This is a genomic window from Rhodohalobacter sp. 614A, assembly GCF_021462415.1.
Lineage (GTDB): Bacteria > Bacteroidota > Rhodothermia > Balneolales > Balneolaceae > Rhodohalobacter.
Window position 1 is genome coordinate 31,638 of sequence record NZ_JAKEDS010000001.1, and the last position, 20,020, is coordinate 51,657.

Below are 20,020 nucleotides of genomic sequence, written 5' to 3' on the forward strand. Positions count from 1 at the left end.
AGATAGTAAAGGTACAAGCTTAACTAACCAGCTTCAAACCAGATTTGGTTTTAAAACCATACAAAGGCTGTAGTTTCATGAGAGTCTTCAAATCCATTGGCGTCCTTGAGCAAATCGTATAGCTGGCGTTCATTATCGTAAACGCGCAGCAAACCTCTTTTTTGATTCTTCTAAAAACATCTGTGCATGGACTTTTGTTAAATTTTTTTAAAATTAATTGATCAAAAATCCATAGATTATTTGTATTCTTAAATATTAAGAATTTGTAATTATTATAAGATAACCTTGTTTGGACCAGTATAAATTTAGTTGGCGACCCTGACATCTTATTGATTACGATTGACTCAAATATCTTTGTGAAAATTTCGGGGGCTGAATTCACAATCCCATTTAACTATGTTAACACTTATATCTGGTAAGGTATGAGCATAAGTAATAGAAACTACTCGTGGCGGCCTGTATCGTTGGACTTTTTAACATCCAACTACAAGATCAACGATGCAAAGTTATTCGCTCCATTAATTGTCTGGCTTATTGTAATAGCCGGTTCTCTCTTTCTTACAGCCGATCTGATGAATCGGGAATGGCTTACACTTACAACGGACAGAGTTGAAATTATAAATTTCTTTATCCTGAATCCGGCTCTTATCCTTGGGATGCTTTTACTTTTTTGGTTTGGGTTTGAGTGGGGTTTTATTCCGGTTTATCTCTGTACGTTTATAGTAGCCTATATGTCTGAAATTACCGTGCTGTGGGCTTCCCTCATTGGAATGTCTTTCATTTTTGGGATGGGATTTTTTGCACTTGCATATCACAGTATTCGCATCCCTTACACTCTTCGCAGCTTTAAGAGTATTGCCGCATTTATTGTGATATCGTTCATCGCTGCACTTGCAAGCTCTATGGGATCGTTTATCTGGAGTTTCTTTTTACAGCTTTCTGCACAAGATACGCTCATTGTATGGAAAAGCTGGTGGACGGGTATCTTTTTCCAATCCATTCTGGTATTAGGACCTCTTCTATTCATTCTATCCCCTTGGGTGGAAAGAAAGAAAAGGTCAACCCTCAGTCTGCCTCCACAAAAAGAAGTATCGCCAAAATGGATCTATGGCTCTGTAGTCAGTGTGGCTTTAACACTGGCTCTTTTTATTTTCTCCGGGTATTTATTGGGAAGGCTGAATGTTCGTGAAACTGTTGGCAACAACAATATGGTATTGGTTTCTGATATCATGGGCTCTCTGGAAGCCTTTCAAATCATTACATGGACATCAATCGGCCTGATACTGGTTACTGGTTATGCGGCAATATATTTACTCCACAGTTGGAATAATAACCTTCGGGAACAGGTTGAAACCAGGACGTCTGACCTGGTTAAAAGTCGTGAGGAATTGAAGGTTTCTCTCAAAGAAAAAGATATTCTTTTTAAAGAAATTCAACATCGTGTAAAAAATAACCTTGCACAGGTTCACGGCCTCCTCGAACTCCAGGAAACAATGAGTGAAGACGAACAGGTGGCGGAATTGCTGAAGATTTCTAAATCAAGGATTCGCACGATGTCTCTGGCGCATGAGGCGCTTTACAACAACGAGAATTTCTCAAAAATCAGTCTTAAAGATTATATCGAGAATATTGCGGAGGTCACACACCGGTCCTTCAGAGACAGCAATAAAATCATCAATCTTTCCTATGAAATTGAAGACATTCATCTGGATATGGCCAAAGCCATTCCCCTGGGATTGATGATAAGTGAGATTCTGATCAACGCACACAAACATGCATTCAATAAGGCGAAGGATGGCGAAATAAAGATTTTCACATCTATTCAGGACGATAGAATGTATATGGATATCAGTGATAACGGATCGGGCCTTCCAAAAGATGTAGATCTTCGAAGAAGCAATTCACTGGGTATGACACTCGTCAATAATTTTTCAGATCAATTAAAAGCTGAATTGAAGATAGGAAGCAATAATAAGAACGGTACACGATTCGAATTCTCTATTCCGCTTCATTCCATCATAAGTGATTAGAAGAATTGTACTTCTGATTTAAGGCAATCTCTTTTTCAATTCCTCTTCCCGGTTTCTCCAATCCGGCATGTGCTTGTCCAGAAAAGACCTGAAGCGATGGTTGTGTAATCGCTCCCTCAGGTGAACCATTTCATGCAGCACCACATAGTCTAACAAATCTTCAGACCTTTTTGCCAACTCCAGATTCAGCCAAATGCGCCGGGCTTTTGTGTTACAAGTTCCCCATCGGGTTTTCATCTTTTTTACGCCCCATTCTTTTACCGCTACATCCAGTTCAGGCTCCCAACGGGCAATCAGTTGAGGAATCTTATCTTTTAACATTTCGCGATACCATTCTCTCAAAACTTTTTCTCGTTTTTCCCGGTTGCTGCCCGGCCGCACGTACAATTCCATAAACCCGTTATCCCGAAGCAATACGCCCGGTGTTCTATCTACTTCAAATAGATGTAAGCTATACTTCCGGCCTTGCACATAGTGGCTTTCTCCATTTACATATTCAAGCTTCGGCGTTCGGACTTGTGATTGAACCTTCTTGATTTTTTTCCTGATCCAATCTTCCTTTGAAATGACAAATTGCTGAAGGGATTCCGTAGAAACATTTTTTGGAGACGATAATCTTACCATTCCATCAGGTGGGCAAACCCGCAAATAAATGTTCTTAATGTTTTTCCTCTCTACCTCAACAGTAAATTCAGCAACTTTTATTTGATCTCTGGCTTTTCTCATTCACTCAACATTATGCAATCCATCACAATGATTCTCTTTCATTCTTTTTGATAACAAGATCATCATTTTTAAAACTGCCGAAATTTCATCTTCTGTACCATTTCGTTGCAATCTCTCAACTGCTTGAAGAGTATGAATAGATGGATGAAGAGATTTTAAACAGAATCAAATTGAGGGTTACGAACAACAAAGGAGAATTTATTTCAACCTGATTTTACAAAAAAAGGCCCAACTGCGAAAACAATTGAGCCTTATTCTAAATAGTGGCGGGGGCAGGATTCGAACCTGCGACCTTCGGGTTATGAGCCCGACGAGCTACCAGCTGCTCCACCCCGCGATGTGAATTTCATCAAAAACGAAATCGATTTTCAATGTCTCATTTCGTTTTCTAACGAGATTTATAATATACAACTCTTCACCTCTCCATGTCAAGAAAAAAACTTAAAATTAGTATCGAACACGGTTGGTTAAATTACTATCTTAAAAGCTTGTTTTGATAATTGAATGCATGTTTACATATGATTTCTTCTAAAGAAGCTATTGCCCTCGAAGAAAATTACGGAGCTCATAACTACCATCCCCTTCCTGTTGTGCTTGCAAAGGGTCGAGGTGTGTTCGTTTGGGACCCGGAGGGGAATCGATATTTTGATTTTCTTTCTGCCTATTCTGCCGTAAATCAGGGCCACTGCCATCCGCGTATTATCGGTGCTTTAAAAGAGCAGGCAGAAACATTAACCCTCACTTCCCGGGCTTTCTACAATGACCAACTCGGCGTTTTTGAAGAGTTTGTAACTGACTATTTTGGATTCGAAAACGTACTGCCCATGAATACCGGCGCCGAAGCTGTGGAAACGGCTATAAAGATCTGCCGAAAATGGGGATATGAGATAAAGGGAATCCCTCAAAATGAAGCCAAAGTTATTGTCTGTACAAACAACTTTCACGGGCGAACAACAACAATCATTTCGTTTTCAAGTAATCCTGAAGCGCATGACAATTTTGGCCCCTATACACCCGGCTTTATAAGCATTGAGTATAACAATCTTGATCAACTCGAATCGGCCCTGGATGATGAATCCGTAGCTGGTTTTCTTGTGGAGCCAATGCAAGGAGAAGCAGGCGTTTTGGTTCCGGACGATGGTTACCTGAAAAAAGCTTCTGAACTTTGTAAAAAGAAGAATGTGCTGTTTATTGCAGACGAAATTCAAACCGGAATTGCCCGAACCGGAAAACTTCTGGCTTGCCATTACGAGGATGTAAAACCTGATATGTTGATTTTAGGAAAAGCAATTTCCGGCGGTGTGTATCCTGTCTCTGCGGTATTGGCGGATAAACAAATTATGAATGTCATTAAACCGGGCCAGCACGGTTCAACCTTTGGGGGAAATCCCATTGCTGCCCGAGTAGCTATTGAAGCGCTAAAAGTTGTAGAAGAAGAAAACCTGACAGCAAATGCCTTTGAGCTTGGAGAACTTTTCCGGCAGGAAATGAATGAGTTGAAAACGGAATGTGCCCTCATCAAAGAGGTGAGAGGGAAAGGATTGTTGAACGCTGTGGAAATCAATGATGGACCGGACAGCTCAACCGCCTGGGATATCTGTGTTCTGTTAAAAGAGAACGGACTCCTTGCCAAACCGACTCATGGAAATATTATCCGGTTTGCCCCACCGTTGGTTATAAATAAGGAAGAGCTTGGTCAGTGCATCCAAATCATCCGAAAAACCTTTTTAAACTTTACAGTAAACAAGGAATAACATTCTATTAGAGAAGAATTTACAAGCGCAATTTTCTCTATTCATTTAAGCTATTTGCAGCCTAAAAACGTTATAGCCTATTGAGGCAATACCTCTTATTTGGTAGCTTGCAATTGAAGTAGAATAAATTGCTATGATGTCTGATAAAAAAAACATTACCCCCACTGATGTACATTCTGTATTAAGAAAGCACCTTCTGATAGATGGATATGATTTAGTTCTTGACCTTGAAGAAAGCAGCGGCGCCTACCTGCACGATTCTAAATCAGGAAATCAATATCTCGATTTCTTTACTTTTTTTGCCTCCAATCCTCTTGGGATGAACCATGAGCGAATGGCCAGTGACCCTGATTTTGTTTCCAAGCTTGGCCAGGTTGCCATCAACAAACCTTCCAATTCGGATGTTTACACCGAAGAGATGGCCCATTTTGTTGAGACTTTTTCGAGAGTGGGAATTCCGGATTATCTGCCCTATGCTTTTTTCGTTTCCGGCGGTGCACTTGCCGTAGAAAATGCACTGAAGGTAGCGTTTGACTGGAAAGTCCAAAAAAATTTCGAAAAGGGTTATAAAACTGAAAAAGGCCACAAAGTTCTGCACCTGAACAAGGCCTTTCACGGACGAAGCGGATACACACTTTCTCTCACCAATACAGATCCCAATAAAGTAAAATACTTCCCAAAATTCGACTGGCCCAGAATCGACAATCCCACCGTTCAGTTTCCTTTGACAGAAGAGCACCTTCGGGATGCTGAAGAACGTGAGAAAAAAGCACTCGCACAGGCCCGGAACTATTTTGAAGAATTTAAAGATGACATAGCCTGCATTATTCTGGAACCGATTCAGGGAGAGGGTGGCGATAATCATTTCCGGAAAGAATTTCATCAGGGGCTTCGTGATTTGGCCGATGAATTTGAAGCTCTCCTGATTTATGATGAAGTACAAACGGGCGTAGGCTTAACCGGCAAGTTTTGGGCTCATGAGTATTATGTGAAGCCGGATATCATCGCATTTGGGAAAAAAGCTCAGGTCTGTGGTATTCTTGCCGGCGAAAGAATTGACGATATCGAAACAAACTGCTTTCATGTGTCATCAAGAATCAATTCGACCTGGGGTGGCAACCTCGTGGATATGGTTCGTTTCGACCGAATTCTTGAAGTCATCGAAGAAGAAAATCTGGTAGAACATGCTGCAAAAACCGGAGCGTATCTGCAGAATCAAATTACTGAGTGGGCAGATGATTATAAAGAATTGAGTAATCCAAGAGGCAAAGGGTTGTTTTGTTCTATTGATCTTCCGGATACCAAAACCCGTGATGCACTGAAAAAAGAGTGCTTTAAAAATCAGCTCCTGATTCTTGGATGCGGAACAAAAACAATCCGGTTCCGCCCCCCACTTACCATCCAAAAAAATCACATTGATGATGGAATGGATATTCTTAAAAAGAGCCTTAAAACAATTCTCTGATTAGGGACTTCCTATTCCATCATTGGCATCCAACAACTACCTGTTAATATTGGTTATATAGACTCTCTCTAAATTACAATCCTAACCAATCCGGACACTTGTATCTTAAATTTCTTGTTGTTACTATCGTCTGAGTTTTTACTCAATTTTACAGTCAGATTATAGATGGGGTTGGATTATGAAATTACTCAAGTGGATTGGGGTAACCTTGGGGACTTTAGTGGCATTACTGCTTCTTTTTGTTGCAGTTACTTTTTTTATCACTGAACAACACTTCAACAAAGTTTATGATATTGAGCCTGAAATGGTTGAAGTTTCTACCGACTCTTCAACCATTGCGCATGGAAGGCATGTAGCTACCGTTCGTGGTTGTTTTGAGTGTCATGGAGATAACCTGGGTGGGGCTGTTTTTATAGATGATCCTGCTCTTGGTAAACTCATAGCAACAAATATTACGACTGGCCAGGGAGGCATTGGCAGCGACTATTCTGATGGCGACTTAATCCGGTCTATTCGTCACGGTGTAAAAAAAGACGGTAAGCCCGCCATGTTTATGCCGTCTCATGAATATAATCCGATTGACAAAAACGATCTGTCAGCACTCATGTCTTATATCAGAAGTGTTGAACCGGTGAATAGCAATTTACCGGAAACAGAAGTCGGGATGCTGGCACGATTCCTATATATGTACGGCGGTATGCATCTTGTTCCGGCCCGTTTGATTGATCATAACAATCCTGTTCCTGAACCGATTGAAAATCGAACGCCATTACAAGTTGGTGAATACCTCGCTGTAACCTGTACAGGCTGCCATGGAGCAGGATTTGGCGGCGGCGCTATTCCCGGTGTTCCACCAGACTGGCCGGAAGCCTCAAACCTCACCCCCGGAGGAAATCTAGCTAATTGGACAGTTGATGACTTCAAATCAACTATGCAAACCGGGGTTACCCCGGAAGGGAAAGAACTCACACAACCTTACATGCCCTGGCAAATGTTGGGATCCATGACAGACGAAGAACTTGAAGGTCTTTTCACATATTTGCGATCTCTTCCTATAAAGGAAACCGGAACACGATAGTTCGTTTTATCAACAAGAAATCTTCCCGTTCCAAAACCAACAGCATGGTGATTACAAACAAAGACTGACGGGTTTATCCTTAATGATGTACCAAAGGGAGCTACACATTCATGGCTTCAGGAATGGCTCCTTCGTACTTCTTGCTCATATCATCAATGTCTAATGAAAGGATATCGTCAATTTTAAGGGCTGAGCCTGTAACAATACCAAGTTTAGTAACAGGTATGTCTGCACTTTGGAAATGATCGATTACACTCTCAACCTGCGACGCATCACAAGAAACCACAACGCCGGATTGTGCTTCACTAAACAGAATTTCATGGATTGATCCCTCAAAAGAACCAAGGGATACTTCTGCTCCTTTCTTTCCAAAAAGAGCCATTTCTGAAAGTGTCACGACCAGGCCGCCATCGGATACATCATGAACGGCCGTTACATTTCCGGATTGAATGGCTTCTAAAAGTGCTTCCTGAAGATTTGCTTCGAAATCCAGATCGATATCTGGCGCATCCCCTGTTGTAAGATGATGAATGGTGTTCAAATATTCGCTGCCTCCAAGACCTTTTCGTTTAGCGCCGACGTATAAAATCACATCATCATGATTCTTAAAACCGGGCGTCATTCTGTGTTTCTCAACGTCTTCCACAATTCCAAGCATTCCGATCACAGGAGTTGGGAAAATGGCACCTTTTGGATTTTCATTATAAAAACTCACATTTCCACCTGTGACGGGTGTATTCAATCTCCGACAAGCATCGCCCATTCCGCCCAGAGCTTCCTTAAATGTCCAGTATACTTCGGGTTTGTAGGGATTTCCAAAATTCAGGCAGTTGGTGATAGCCACCGGTTTACCGCCACTGCAAACTACATTTCGGGCTGCTTCGGCCACGGCAATTTGCCCGCCTTTTCTGGGATTCAAATATACATATCGTCCATTGCAATCGGTTTTTACTGCCAACCCTTTTTTGCTTCCTTTGATTCGAACCAGTCCCGAATCGGAAGCGCCAGGTGCATTGACGGTATTTGTCCGAACCGTGGTATCATACTGTTCATGAACCCATCGCTTGGATGCAATATTTGGAGCATTCAGCAAATCCAGAACAATGGTTTTAAAATCATCGGAATGTTGAAGTGAGTGAGTATCAAACTGCTGAACAGTATCCAGGTATTCAGGCTTTTTCGCTTCACGTATATACTGAGGAGCTCCGCCACCCAACACAAGAGAATCTGCGGGCATATCTGCTTTCACTTCCCCGTCTTTCCAGTAAGTTACGCGATCGCCTTCTACCACTTCGCCCACAACAACGGCATTCAAATCCCATTTCTCATAGACGTCAATAATTTCTTGTTCGCGGCCTTTTTCAGCAACTATGAGCATGCGCTCCTGGCTTTCACTTAGAAGAAGTTCATAAGCGGTCATACCTTCTTCGCGCATAGGTACTTTATCGAGATCCATCTTCATTCCCTGTCCGCCTTTCGCCGTCATTTCTGAGGATGAGCACGCAATTCCTGCCGCTCCCATATCTTGTATCCCCACAACAGCGCCGGTTTTCAGAGCCTCAAGACTTGCTTCCAGGAGGAGTTTTTCTGTAAACGGATCACCCACCTGAACGCTGGGACGCTTGGCTTCACTCTCTTCACTAATATCTTCTGATGCAAACGTTGCCCCGTGAATTCCATCTCTTCCCGTGCTCGATCCCACAATCAATACCGGATTTCCAATTCCTTTGGCAATGGCGGATGCTGTTTCGCCTACTCTTACAATCCCAACGCTCATTGCATTTACCAACGGATTTCCTTCGTAGGCCTCATCAAAATAGATTTCACCGCCAACAGTTGGAATCCCAAAAGAGTTACCATAATCAGATATTCCGCGAACAACGCCATCCAGAAGATATCGAACGCGTGGGTTTTTCATATCCCCAAAACGGAGTGAATTCAGAGAAGCCACCGGTCTCGCTCCCATCGTAAAAATGTCCCTGTGGATTCCACCAACACCGGTTGCCGCTCCTTCGTAAGGCTCAATAGCAGAAGGGTGATTGTGGCTTTCAATTTTAAATGCACACGCCAACCCATCACCGATATCCACAAGACCTGCGTTCTCTTCACCGGCACCTACCAGAAGCTGATCTCCTTCGCGGGGAAGTTTTTTGATTTCAAGAATGGAGTTTTTGTAGGAACAGTGCTCGCTCCACATCACGGAGTAAACACCCAATTCCGTAAAGGTTGGCGTTCGGCCGAGATAATCTTTGATCATCTCAAATTCTTCTTCTGTTAGCCCGTGATCTTTTACTAATTCAAGATTAACTTCGGGTTCCTGAATGGTTGTATTCGACATTCCGATTGGAGTGATGGATTTACATTAATTTCGAAAGTTAAAAGGTACAATTATTTAAGAAAAGGCTCTAACCTGATATGACCCTTTTTCACTTTCAAAAAGCATTCGCCTTGTTGTTTAGATCGCATCTAAAATACCGCTTCGTATTGCTTGTGAATTTAAAAGGCAGTAAAATCTAATGCCAATATTCGAATTTAAATATGTGATTTAAAAATTATCTCCATGCGGCTCATTTCCCAAGGTGCTCAGTACGCCATTTCAGCCATTATTGCGATATCCAAGCACACCGGAGAGGGAGCTGTTTCAGCTTCTGATTTATCAAAATCTTTAGATTGTCCCGCCGCCTACCTTTCCCAAATATTGGCAAAGCTAAAAGAACCCGGCATTCTCAATTCCAGAAGAGGTTTGAATGGCGGTGTTTATTTGGCCAGATCCATTGAACAAATCAGCATGATGGATGTCATAGCGGCGATAGATGGCACCGAATTTTTCGACAAGTGTTTTATGGGCATTGATGGATGCGGACACATTGAACCCTGCCCTTTCCATGAATTTTGGTCCGTTGAGCGAAAAAAAATTGAACAGTGGCTACGAAATACAACCTTTGAGTCTATTGATAAAAACATGACTCAAGCCTGGTTTGATCTTCGTTTGCAATTTTCGAATGGAGTACCGTCTTTTAAATGATGATGGAAGTGAAAACAGCAATATCAAAGGAGATTTGCTTTCACTGTGGAGAGCAATGCGACGAATCTTCAATTCAGTTGGAGGATAAACACTTCTGCTGTACCGGATGCAAGACCGCTTACCAAATTCTTGACCAAAGCGGCCTTTGTAATTATTACGATCTGGAATCGAATCCCGGCATCAATTTAAAATCTTCCGTTGCACGAGCCCGATTTGATTACCTGGAGGATGAAGATGTTATTACTCGAATTTCTGACTTCAAAAGCGAAAACCAACTCTCCGTTACTCTTAGCATTCCCAATATTCATTGTACTTCTTGTGTTTGGCTGCTTGAGAATCTCCAAAAACTTGATGAGGGCGTACTTAAAACCACAGTCAACTTTCTGAAACGGGAGCTTTCACTTTTAATCGATACGAAAAAAACGTCCCTCAGAAATGTAGTTGAACAACTCACAACGATCGGATACGAACCTGAAATCCGGTTAGATAAGCTTGACTCAAAATCACCCAAAACGCATCGAAACCGAAGTTTATGGTTAAAACTGGGGGTTGCCGGATTTGCTTTCGGTAATATTATGCTTTTCAGTTTCCCGGATTACCTGGACATGGATAATACGGGCTTGGGTTTTCAATTCAGGGTTTTCTTTGGCGCACTGAATATCATCCTGGCTCTGCCTGTTTTAATTTACAGCAGCAGCGATTATTTAAAATCGGCATTCGCGGCTTTGAGCCAACGCGGCGTAAATCTTGATGTTCCAATTTCTATTGGCATTGTTGCCTTGTTCAGCCGAAGCGTCTACGAAATTGTGACCGGTATTGGAACGGGTTACATGGATTCCTTTACCGGGTTAATCTTCTTTCTTTTGATCGGCAAACTGATCCAACAAAAAACATTTGACCGCCTTTCCTTTGATCGCGATTACCGCTCTTATCTTCCCATTGCTGTGAACGTAATCAACCCAACGGCTGGTGAAAAATCTATCTCACTGGACAAATTAAAGGCCGGAATGGAAATCCGGTTGCGAAACCAGGAATTGGTGCCTTGTGATTCAATCCTGCTCTCCAAAAAAGCGTACATGGATTACAGTTTTATTACGGGAGAATCTGAGCCGGTTCAGGTGAACCAGGGAGATTTAATTTATGCCGGGGCAAGACTTACCGGAACATCTGCTTCATTGCGAACCGAAGAGGAAGTCAAAAATAGTTATCTCACAAAGCTTTGGAATCATGAAGCTTTTACAAATACAAATAAAGAGTTAAAACTCACCAGCTTCGCTGATCGGATCAGTCCATATTTTACAGTTTCCGTTCTTGGAATTGCCGCATTTGCAGGAATGTATTGGTTCTCTGCGGCCGGTGCGGAAATTGCGCTATCTGTCTTTACTGCTGTTTTGATCATTGCATGCCCCTGTGCCCTGGCACTTTCCACACCGTTTACACTTGGCTCCACTCTGAATATTCTTTCGCTGAATGGTCTCTTTGTGAAAAACTACCTTCTGTTGGAAAACCTCTCCAAGGCAACCGCTTTCGTATTTGATAAAACCGGGACACTTACCAACAAGCACGAAGCCAGTATTGATTTTCATGGTACAGATCTATCCGGTGAGCAAAAGGAACTGGTTCTTTCTGCATGCAAACAATCCGTTCACCCGGTCAGCCGTAAAATTGTTCAATCCCTGGAAGAAGATTCGCTTCAGTTGATGGCGCCGGATAGTTTTTTCGAGGTATCCGGAAAAGGAATTTTCGCGTCTGTTTCAGGGCATCTGATTTGTATCGGTTCGCGCAATTTTATTGTTGAACAAACCAATCTAAATCCGGGCGATATCCCTGATGCAAATTTTAGCGGAACCGTTTCACACCTCGCCATTGATAGCAGTTATCTCGGATATTTTGGCATCCGGTCCGGTCTCAGACATGGAATGGCCGAACTGCTGGAAACTTTAAAATCATCCTTCCAAACATATTTAATTTCGGGTGACAACGAATCTCAGCGGGATGAATTTTCACGCCACTTTACAGATATCGAAAAATCCCTGTATTTCAACAAATCCCCCGAAGACAAACTGCAATTTGTTAAAGAACTTCAAAGTAACTCCGAGAAAGTAGTGATGGTCGGGGATGGATTAAATGATGCCGGAGCTTTAAAACAGAGTGATTTCGGAATTGCTCTTTCTGATGACATCAGTTCTTTTTCTCCCGCTTGCGATGCAATTTTAGAAGGAAGTACATTAAAAAGGCTGAACACGTTTGTCCGTTTTTCGCGATCCAGTATGAAGATTATCCTCGCGAGCTTTGTGCTTTCACTTCTGTATAACACAATCGGTTTGGGATTTGCAATATCCGGGCATTTGTCACCATTGGTTGCCGCAATTTTGATGCCTTTAAGCTCTATCAGCGTAATGGTTTTTACTTTTTTAGCGACTCGCTATTCAGCAAATAAACTGGGGCTTGTCATATGGAAGTAATATTTATGCTTATCGGCTTCAGCTTACTCGTGGCCATCATATTTATTCTGCTATTTATTTGGGCGGTAAAAAGTGGTCAGTTCGATGATCAATACACGCCGTCCATCCGGGTACTTTTTGACGAAAAAAAATCAACCAATCAAAATCAAACAACTAACCAAAAAAATCGGGATGAGTAATGTCATCATTAGAAACCTTTCATTACGATAACGAAATTGTCCGAAAATTTGGGATCGCAACCATTGCCTGGGGGCTCATTGGATTCCTGGTCGGACTTACAATCGCTCTGAAGTTAATCTTTCCGGAATTTCTCGGCTTTATACCGGAGTTGTCTTACGGACGCCTTCGGCCGCTGCATACCAATGCGGTGATCTTCGCCTTTGCCGGAAATGCAATTTTCTACGGGGTCTACTATTCACTGCCGCGTTTGTGTAAAACACCGATGTGGAACAAAACACTCAGCCAGATTCATTTCTGGGGCTGGCAGGCTATTATTACTTCTGCGGTGTTAACCCTTCCGTTCGGGATTAACACAAGTAAGGAGTATGCCGAGCTTGAATGGCCAATTGATATTGCGATTGCACTGATCTGGGTGGCATTTGGCGTCAATATGATCATGACGATTATGAAGCGTCGTGAAAAGCATATTTATGTAGCCATTTGGTTCTATATCGCAACATTTGTAACCGTGGCCGTGCTTCACATCGTTAATTCCTTTGAAATGCCGGCTACTCTTCTGAAGAGTTATCCGCTTTATGCCGGAGTTCAGGATGCCCTTGTACAATGGTGGTACGGACACAATGCCGTGGCCTTCTTCCTGACAACTCCCTTCCTGGGAATTATGTATTATTTCATCCCGAAAGCGGCAAACCGACCGATTTTCTCATACCGATTATCTATCGTCCACTTTTGGTCGCTGATTTTCATCTATATCTGGGCTGGCCCTCACCACTTGCTGTATACATCTTTACCGGGATGGGCCCAGGCATTGGGTACCGTATTCAGTGTGATGCTTATCGCACCAAGCTGGGGGGGTATGTTAAACGGTTTGTTAACCCTTCGCGGAGCTTGGGACCGTGTGCGGGAAGATCCTGTACTGAAATTTCTGGTCGTGGGTGTTACCGCGTACGGTATGGTGACCTTCGAAGGTCCGATGCTTTCCATTGCAAACGTAAACGCCGTGGCACACTATTCTGATTATATCATCGGCCACGTGCATAATGGTGCACTTCTGTGGAATGGCGGTCTGACTTTTGCAATGCTCTATTACATCACACCAAAAATTTACAGAACCAAGCTGCACTCGGTTAAGCTGGCCAATGTTCATTTTTGGTTCGCTACGCTTGGCGCGATTTTTTATGTGATCCCCATGTACTGGGGCGGCATCACACAAAGCCTGATGTGGAAAGAGTTTACTGCTCAAGGTCTTCTTCAGTATCCAAACTTCCTTGAAACTGTGAACCAGATTATTCCCATGTATGCACTTCGGGCAGTGGGTGGAACACTGTTTATTATCGGAGCAGCCGTTGGTACTTTCAACCTGATCAAGACTGCGAAACAAGGCTCTCTGTTGAAGGATGAAGCAGATGAAGCGCAACCAAGAATTGAGCCTGCTGTGGAACCCGGCGAACCAGAACCATGGCACAGACGCCTTGAGGCGCGTCCCGTTCAGTTTACAGCTATCGTATTGGTTGTGATTTTGATTGGAGGCATCATCGAGTATGTACCAACGACATTGGTCGAATCCAATATTCCCACAATTGCAAGCGTGAAGCCTTATACACCGCTCGAAATTGAAGGACGTGATATTTACATCGCTGAAGGCTGTAATGGCTGCCATTCACAAATGATTCGTCCTTTCCGGTCTGAAACCGAACGATACGGAGAGTATTCAAAAGCCGGTGAGTTTGTGTATGATCACCCATTCCTCTGGGGCTCAAAACGAACAGGGCCCGACCTGCATCGTATTGGCGGTAAATATCCGGATTCATGGCATATTCGCCACATGTATGATCCTGCATCCACATCCCCCGGTTCTATTATGCCGGCTTATCCGTGGCTGTTTACCCAGGATATCAACAAGGAAACCATTCCGAATCGTATCAATGCCCTGAGAAGTGTTGGGGTACCGTATGCTGAAGGATATGAAGACGATGCCATTGGTGATCTTGAAGCACAGGCTGAAGAAATCACCCAGGGTCTGAGCCAAAACGGATTCGATCAGATTGAAGGAATTCAGATCACTTCCGAGAAAAGAATCATTGCATTAATTGCTTACCTGCAACGATTGGGCATCGACATTAAAGGAGAGGAAAGCCCATGGGATGCATTACCGTCAAGCAATCAGATTCAGGCAGACAATCAACTTCAGACAGAAGATTAAGCCATGTACAAAAACGTATTACGTGCTATTGAGGACATAGGGATATACCCAAGTATATCCCTCATCCTGTTTTTTACATTTTTTGTAATTATGGTTTTTTACCTCATAAAAAAAGGAAAACACTATTGGGATGATGCAGCGAATCTCCCGCTGGAAGACGAAAAAATTAACTCTAACCAATCAGATCAATGAAAGTATTAGACGATGAGAAGGATCTGTTACTCGATCATGAGTACGATGGAATAAAAGAACTCGACAATCACATGCCGGTTTGGTGGCTCTGGTTGTTTTATTTTACAATTGCCTGGGGAGTCGGTTACCTGGTGTATTATTATATGCTGGGCGGACCATCACAGGTAGAATTATATGAAATGGAAATGGCTGCCGCTGAAGAGCAGTATGACCTGAACAGCAGTGGCGGCGCACAACCTGAAGAGGCCATGAATTTTGATTGGGCATATCTCGACGACGAAGCGCGAATTGCTGAAGGAAGAGAGATATTCATGAGCACTTCCAATCTCTGTTTTACCTGTCACGGGAATAGCGGGGAAGGACTCGTTGGCCCAAACCTTACCGATAACTTGTGGATTCATGGCTGTACACCGGCAGAGGTTGCAAGCAGTATCATGGCAGGATATCCCGAGCAAGGAATGCTTCCCTATGGCAGCGGTACTCCTATGGAACCCGAGAAAGTTCAAAGCCTTGTGAGTTTTATAGCATCTATACAGGGAACCAATCCAGCTAATCCCAAGGCTCCGGACCCAAACCGTGCTCAACCATGTACCATCGAGTAGAGTATTATCGTTACTTAAATAGTTGCAATGATACTCTTTTTGAATCGTATTAGTAGGCCTAAAATCAAGAGCTATAACCATGGCAACATTAGAAGAAGACAGAAGAATTGATAAAAACCAGTTTCGTGATCACCTCGCCACAGTTAATGTAGAAGGGAAGCGAAACTGGATCTATGCCAAAAAACCAAGTGGCCGGTATTATAAAGCCCGTAATATTGTTGCAGTACTATTACTGGCTTTTTTCTTTTCGGGCCCTTTCATCACCATTAATGGCAATCCTCTTTTATTAATCAATATACTGGAGCGTAAATTTGTCATTTTTGGGGTAGCATTCTGGCCGCAGGATTTGCACCTGTTGGTTTTTGGAATGCTGTCATTCATTCTTTTTGTCGTTGTATTCACAGCTATTTTTGGAAGGCTTTGGTGCGGCTGGGCATGTCCGCAGACAATATTTATGGAAATGGTTTTCAGGCGAATTGAGTACTGGATTGAAGGAGATGCATCCGATCAAATCCGCCTCAACAAAAAACCATGGAATTTTGAGAAGATCTGGAAGAAAACTACAAAACACGGCATCTTCTTCGCACTTGCCTTTATCATTTCCAACCTGTTTCTGGCTTACATAATTGGTAAAGATCAGCTATTTCAAATCATTACAGATCCACCCTCTCAACATATGGCGGGTCTTTCTGCGATGGTTGTCTTCAGCGGTGTATTTTATGGCGTATTTGCCTTTATGCGCGAGCAGGTGTGCCATTTTGTTTGTCCTTATGGGCGAATGCAATCGGTGATGCTGGACAATAACTCCGTAAATGTGATGTACGATTACAAACGCGGAGAAACACGGGCGAGCGTTAAAGACCGTTTTAAACTTGAAAACCGCAAAGCTACACTTGAAGATCTGGGGTTTAGTGCAGATCAATCATTTGGAGATTGTATCGATTGCTTCCAGTGTGTGAAAGTGTGTCCGATGGGAATTGATATTCGAAATGGGACACAACTGGAATGCGTGCATTGCACCGCCTGTATTGATGCCTGTGATGATGTGATGGAAAAAATTAACAAGCCAAAGGGCTTAATCCGCTATTCATCAGAAAATGCTATCCGTGAAGAAAAGCAAAAAATCTTAACACCCCGTGTTGCCGGGTATTCCAGTATTCTTGTGGTGTTATTGATTACCTTCATCACCATGCTGACTCTTCGTCCCGATACCGAAACCAGCATTCTCAGGGAACCAGGAACACTGTACCAGGAACTGCCCGATAATATGTACAGCAATATCTATAATCTTAAAGTGCTGAATAAAACCTTTGAGGAATTGGATTTTGAAATCAGGCTGGAACAACCGGCGGGAGAAATTGTATCGCTTGGAAATGTAGAAAGTGTACAGCCTCAAAATTCTGCTGAGGGCCGGTTCCTTGTTAAACTTTCCGAAGATCAGCTTACCGGATTGCAAACAGAACTTACTTTTGGTATCTATTCTGGGGGAGAAAGATTAGAAACAGTTTCATCCGGATTTTTAGGTCCGTCAAACAGTAACAGGAATGAATAGCATGAAAAAATTTAACTGGGGAACCGGCATCGTTTTGGCCGTCACCATTTTTATTATCGCCACTCTCAGTGTGGTCAGTTATCTCATCTCTCTCGATTATTACCTGGTTTCCAATAACCATTACGAGGAAGGAGTAAATTACCAGGAAACCATTGACAATAAAACCCGGGCACAGAATCTCGAAAATCCGGTAGTGGTTCTGTTTGATGAATCATCCACTTCGATTAAAATTATTTTCCCGGATGAAGCGAGACGAGAATTGCTATCCGGAAATATAACTTTCTACCGCCCCAACAATCCTGAACTGGATAAAAAATACAAACTAAATCTTGATGGGGACGGACTTCAGACAATTCCCGTTGGCGAATTTGAAAAAGGCCGGTGGAAACTATCCGTTGAGTGGAAATCTGACTCTCTCACTTATCTCGAAGAAAAGAATATTTTTATCTAAACAGCGAGCGTTCAGAATGAAGATGAAATGTATTTTCAACTCCATTCCGCCCAAAAAAGGTTGAAGCTGAGCTAAATGAGTACTATCAGCAAAATGACAAATTCACGTTAAACAAATCCCATGGAACTCTGGACCGGTTTCACATTAGGCTTGCTTGGCAGTTTTCATTGCATTGGCATGTGCGGGCCGATTGCTTTGGCTATTCCGGGGCACAACAGTTCCGCCGCGGCATCTTTCCTGCGAGGCATTCTATATAATTCGGGACGAATATTAACCTATGCTGCCATTGGCTCCATTTTTGGAATACTTGGGATGGGTGCAACCATCACGGGGTATCAGCATATTCTTTCTATCATACTCGGTATTTTGATAATTATCTTCGCACTTTTTCCCCATATCAAGCTTCCCGGGAAGATGAATGATATTTATTCCGGTTTCACACAAAAGCTCACCGCACAGATTTCCAGACTCTACAAAAACAAGTCCGGCTTTTCTGCTTTCTTTATCGGTTTGCTAAACGGTTTTTTACCATGTGGTTTTGTGGTTACAGCTTTAGCAGCAGCTCTTATCACTCCTTCAGTCTTTCACAGTGCGGCTTACATGACACTCTTTGGCCTTGGAACCCTTCCCGTGATGCTAATACTGAATATGGTTCCGAAATTCATTACGCCAAGGCTACGATCCAGATTACGTCCATTCTCCATGTATTTTGCAATCATTATCGGGTTGATACTGATATGGCGCGGCTACTCTATGATGAGCGGCGGCCATATGATGATGCATGGATAATCAGATATGCAGAATCTTCAGCAAGTCATCAAAATTGTCGAATTGAAAATCGGCTGACTGCCCCTCTTCAATTTCTGAAACCAAAGCTGTAAACCAGGCTGTATTCCAACCTGCATTTCTTCCACCAATAATATCGGATGAATAAGAATCGCCCACGTACAAGATGGATTCCCGGTCTACCCCGGCCCGTTCAGTCGCCACATCAAACACACGGGGATGTGGCTTCATCACCCCAATTTCTTCCGTAATGATAAATAAATCGGTATGCCGGCCAAGGCCCATTTTCTCAATTTTTTTCTGTTGGGTTTCCAGGAACCCATTCGTCACAATTCCTATTGGAAAGGTTTGGCTCACTTTCTCCAGCGCTTCTTTAGCTCCGTCCACCCATTCCCAGTGATTGCGGTAAAACTGCATATATGCCGAGCCAATCTCATCGCTTCGGCCTGTTGAAACTCCCAACTGAACCATGGAATCATGAAACCGCAACCGCTGAAGCCCATGGCGATCAATATCCCCTTCCTGGTAACGAAGCCATAACTGGTGATTAATGGATTTATAGGTGTTCAGCCAATCATCCAAGGTAATTTCCTGCAGTTCGGGAGTGGAATGATACAGCTCATTATGGGCGGCTGCTTCTGCAGAATTATGATCTAAAAGAGTATTATCGAGATCAAAAAAAACAAAGCGGGGATTCATCAGTAACTATCTACTTCTTTCTTAAAATTAAACTCTGTAATGATACGTGTTCTGCCTCGAACAATCACATCAAATACAACCATTAGATACTTTGATTTTAATCCAAACTTAAAACATCTTCCCCCAGGAATAACAAGTTTTCAAAACCTTCGACTTGAATCCTTCATCGATTTCTTTCGTATATTTGGAGAGTTTTAACATCAAAAAAATTGAATATATATGAACGCAAAAGTTTGGATTGCAATTATCATTGCCGTTTTACTGGCCCTATATGGAATTAGCGTTAACAACAGCCTGGTGGAACAGGAAGAGAGCGTAAACCAGGCATGGGCACAAGTTGAAAATCAGTATCAAAGACGAACTGACCTGATTCCCAACCTGGTAAGTACGGTACAAGGAGCTGCAAATTTCGAGCAGGAAACACTTACCGAAGTGATCGAAGCCAGAAGCCGTGCAACATCCATCAACGTTAATCCATCTGAGTTGAACAACGAATCCACCATTCGCCAGTTCGAACAGGTACAAAGTCAATTAGGCGGTGCTCTTTCAAGGCTTCTCGTTAGCGTGGAACGTTATCCTGAATTGACAGCAACCCAAAACTTTCGCGATCTTCAAAACCAGTTGGAAGGAACCGAGAACCGAATTGCCACGGAACGGATGCGTTTTAATCAAACCGCACAGGAGTACAATACATCGCTGCGAAGATTTCCAACAAATGTGTTTGCCGGTCTTTTAGGTTTCGAACGCAAGTACTATTTCGAAGCCACAGAAGGTGCCGAAACTCCGCCAGAAGTCTCATTTGATTAATTATT

General features: G+C 42.8%; 16 protein-coding genes and 1 tRNA gene. 13 read left to right on the top strand and 4 right to left on the bottom strand.

The window, feature by feature from the left end; genetic code table 11:
- Positions 1-422 precede the first annotated feature (422 nt).
- Positions 423-2,030, top strand: a complete 1,608-nt coding sequence (locus tag L0B18_RS00105) for a histidine kinase dimerization/phosphoacceptor domain -containing protein (RefSeq protein WP_234567053.1) — start codon at positions 423-425, stop codon at positions 2,028-2,030.
- Between the two features lie 18 nt (positions 2,031-2,048).
- On the opposite strand, the gene L0B18_RS00110 is transcribed toward L0B18_RS00105, so the two are convergent.
- Complete coding sequence (locus L0B18_RS00110; protein ID WP_234567054.1) at positions 2,049-2,756, bottom strand: M48 family metallopeptidase; 708 nt, start codon at positions 2,754-2,756, stop codon at positions 2,049-2,051.
- A gap of 264 nt (positions 2,757-3,020) precedes the next feature.
- A tRNA-Met gene (locus tag L0B18_RS00115) sits at positions 3,021-3,093 on the bottom strand.
- A 181-nt stretch (positions 3,094-3,274) separates the two neighbouring features.
- Between L0B18_RS00115 and rocD the strand changes: the two genes are divergently transcribed.
- From rocD to L0B18_RS00130, 3 genes are all read left to right on the top strand, one after another.
- Positions 3,275-4,510: an ornithine--oxo-acid transaminase gene (rocD, locus tag L0B18_RS00120; RefSeq protein WP_234567055.1), complete on the top strand. Its 1,236-nt coding sequence runs from the start codon at positions 3,275-3,277 to the stop codon at positions 4,508-4,510.
- Positions 4,511-4,646: 136 nt separating this feature from the next.
- Positions 4,647-5,975 (top strand): L-lysine 6-transaminase, encoded by a 1,329-nt coding sequence (gene lat, locus L0B18_RS00125; protein ID WP_370647514.1) that lies wholly within the window; start codon positions 4,647-4,649, stop codon positions 5,973-5,975.
- A 178-nt stretch (positions 5,976-6,153) separates the two neighbouring features.
- Positions 6,154-7,053 carry a c-type cytochrome gene (locus L0B18_RS00130; RefSeq protein ID WP_234567057.1) on the top strand — a complete coding sequence of 300 codons (900 nt, stop codon included), beginning with the start codon at positions 6,154-6,156 and terminating at the stop codon, positions 7,051-7,053.
- Positions 7,054-7,153: 100 nt separating this feature from the next.
- On the opposite strand, the gene purL is transcribed toward L0B18_RS00130, so the two are convergent.
- Positions 7,154-9,391 carry a phosphoribosylformylglycinamidine synthase subunit PurL gene (purL, locus tag L0B18_RS00135; protein WP_234567058.1) on the bottom strand — a complete coding sequence of 746 codons (2,238 nt, stop codon included), beginning with the start codon at positions 9,389-9,391 and terminating at the stop codon, positions 7,154-7,156.
- 222 nt (positions 9,392-9,613) lie between these two features.
- Between purL and L0B18_RS00140 the strand changes: the two genes are divergently transcribed.
- The 8 genes from L0B18_RS00140 (at position 9,614) to L0B18_RS00175 (ending at position 18,512) form a co-directional block, all read left to right on the top strand.
- Positions 9,614-10,078 carry an RrF2 family transcriptional regulator gene (locus L0B18_RS00140; protein ID WP_234567059.1) on the top strand — a complete coding sequence of 155 codons (465 nt, stop codon included), beginning with the start codon at positions 9,614-9,616 and terminating at the stop codon, positions 10,076-10,078.
- Positions 10,079-10,080: 2 nt separating this feature from the next.
- Entirely contained in the window at positions 10,081-12,543 is a 2,463-nt protein-coding gene (locus tag L0B18_RS00145; protein WP_255695581.1) for a heavy metal translocating P-type ATPase, read from the top strand.
- Positions 12,534-12,722, top strand: coding sequence for a cbb3-type cytochrome oxidase assembly protein CcoS (gene ccoS / locus L0B18_RS00150; protein ID WP_234567061.1), 189 nt, complete (start codon positions 12,534-12,536; stop codon positions 12,720-12,722). Before L0B18_RS00145 ends, ccoS begins: the two co-directional genes overlap by 10 nt.
- Complete coding sequence (ccoN, locus tag L0B18_RS00155) at positions 12,722-14,926, top strand: cytochrome-c oxidase, cbb3-type subunit I (protein ID WP_234567062.1); 2,205 nt, start codon at positions 12,722-12,724, stop codon at positions 14,924-14,926. Before ccoS ends, ccoN begins: the two co-directional genes overlap by 1 nt.
- Before the next feature lie 188 nt (positions 14,927-15,114).
- The gene (locus L0B18_RS00160; protein WP_234567064.1) at positions 15,115-15,720 is read left to right on the top strand and encodes a cbb3-type cytochrome c oxidase N-terminal domain-containing protein; all 606 of its coding nucleotides are present in this window, start codon (positions 15,115-15,117) and stop codon (positions 15,718-15,720) included.
- Positions 15,721-15,799: 79 nt separating this feature from the next.
- Positions 15,800-17,272: a cytochrome c oxidase accessory protein CcoG gene (ccoG, locus tag L0B18_RS00165; protein ID WP_234567065.1), complete on the top strand. Its 1,473-nt coding sequence runs from the start codon at positions 15,800-15,802 to the stop codon at positions 17,270-17,272.
- Position 17,273: 1 nt separating this feature from the next.
- Positions 17,274-17,723, top strand: coding sequence for a FixH family protein (locus L0B18_RS00170; protein WP_234567066.1), 450 nt, complete (start codon positions 17,274-17,276; stop codon positions 17,721-17,723).
- A 120-nt stretch (positions 17,724-17,843) separates the two neighbouring features.
- Positions 17,844-18,512 carry a sulfite exporter TauE/SafE family protein gene (locus L0B18_RS00175; protein ID WP_234567067.1) on the top strand — a complete coding sequence of 223 codons (669 nt, stop codon included), beginning with the start codon at positions 17,844-17,846 and terminating at the stop codon, positions 18,510-18,512.
- On the opposite strand, the gene L0B18_RS00180 is transcribed toward L0B18_RS00175, so the two are convergent.
- Complete coding sequence (locus L0B18_RS00180) at positions 18,513-19,208, bottom strand: YjjG family noncanonical pyrimidine nucleotidase (RefSeq protein ID WP_234567068.1); 696 nt, start codon at positions 19,206-19,208, stop codon at positions 18,513-18,515.
- A 219-nt stretch (positions 19,209-19,427) separates the two neighbouring features.
- On the opposite strand from L0B18_RS00180, the gene L0B18_RS00185 reads away from it, so the two are divergent.
- Positions 19,428-20,015, top strand: coding sequence for a LemA family protein (locus L0B18_RS00185; protein ID WP_234567069.1), 588 nt, complete (start codon positions 19,428-19,430; stop codon positions 20,013-20,015).
- Positions 20,016-20,020 lie beyond the last annotated feature (5 nt).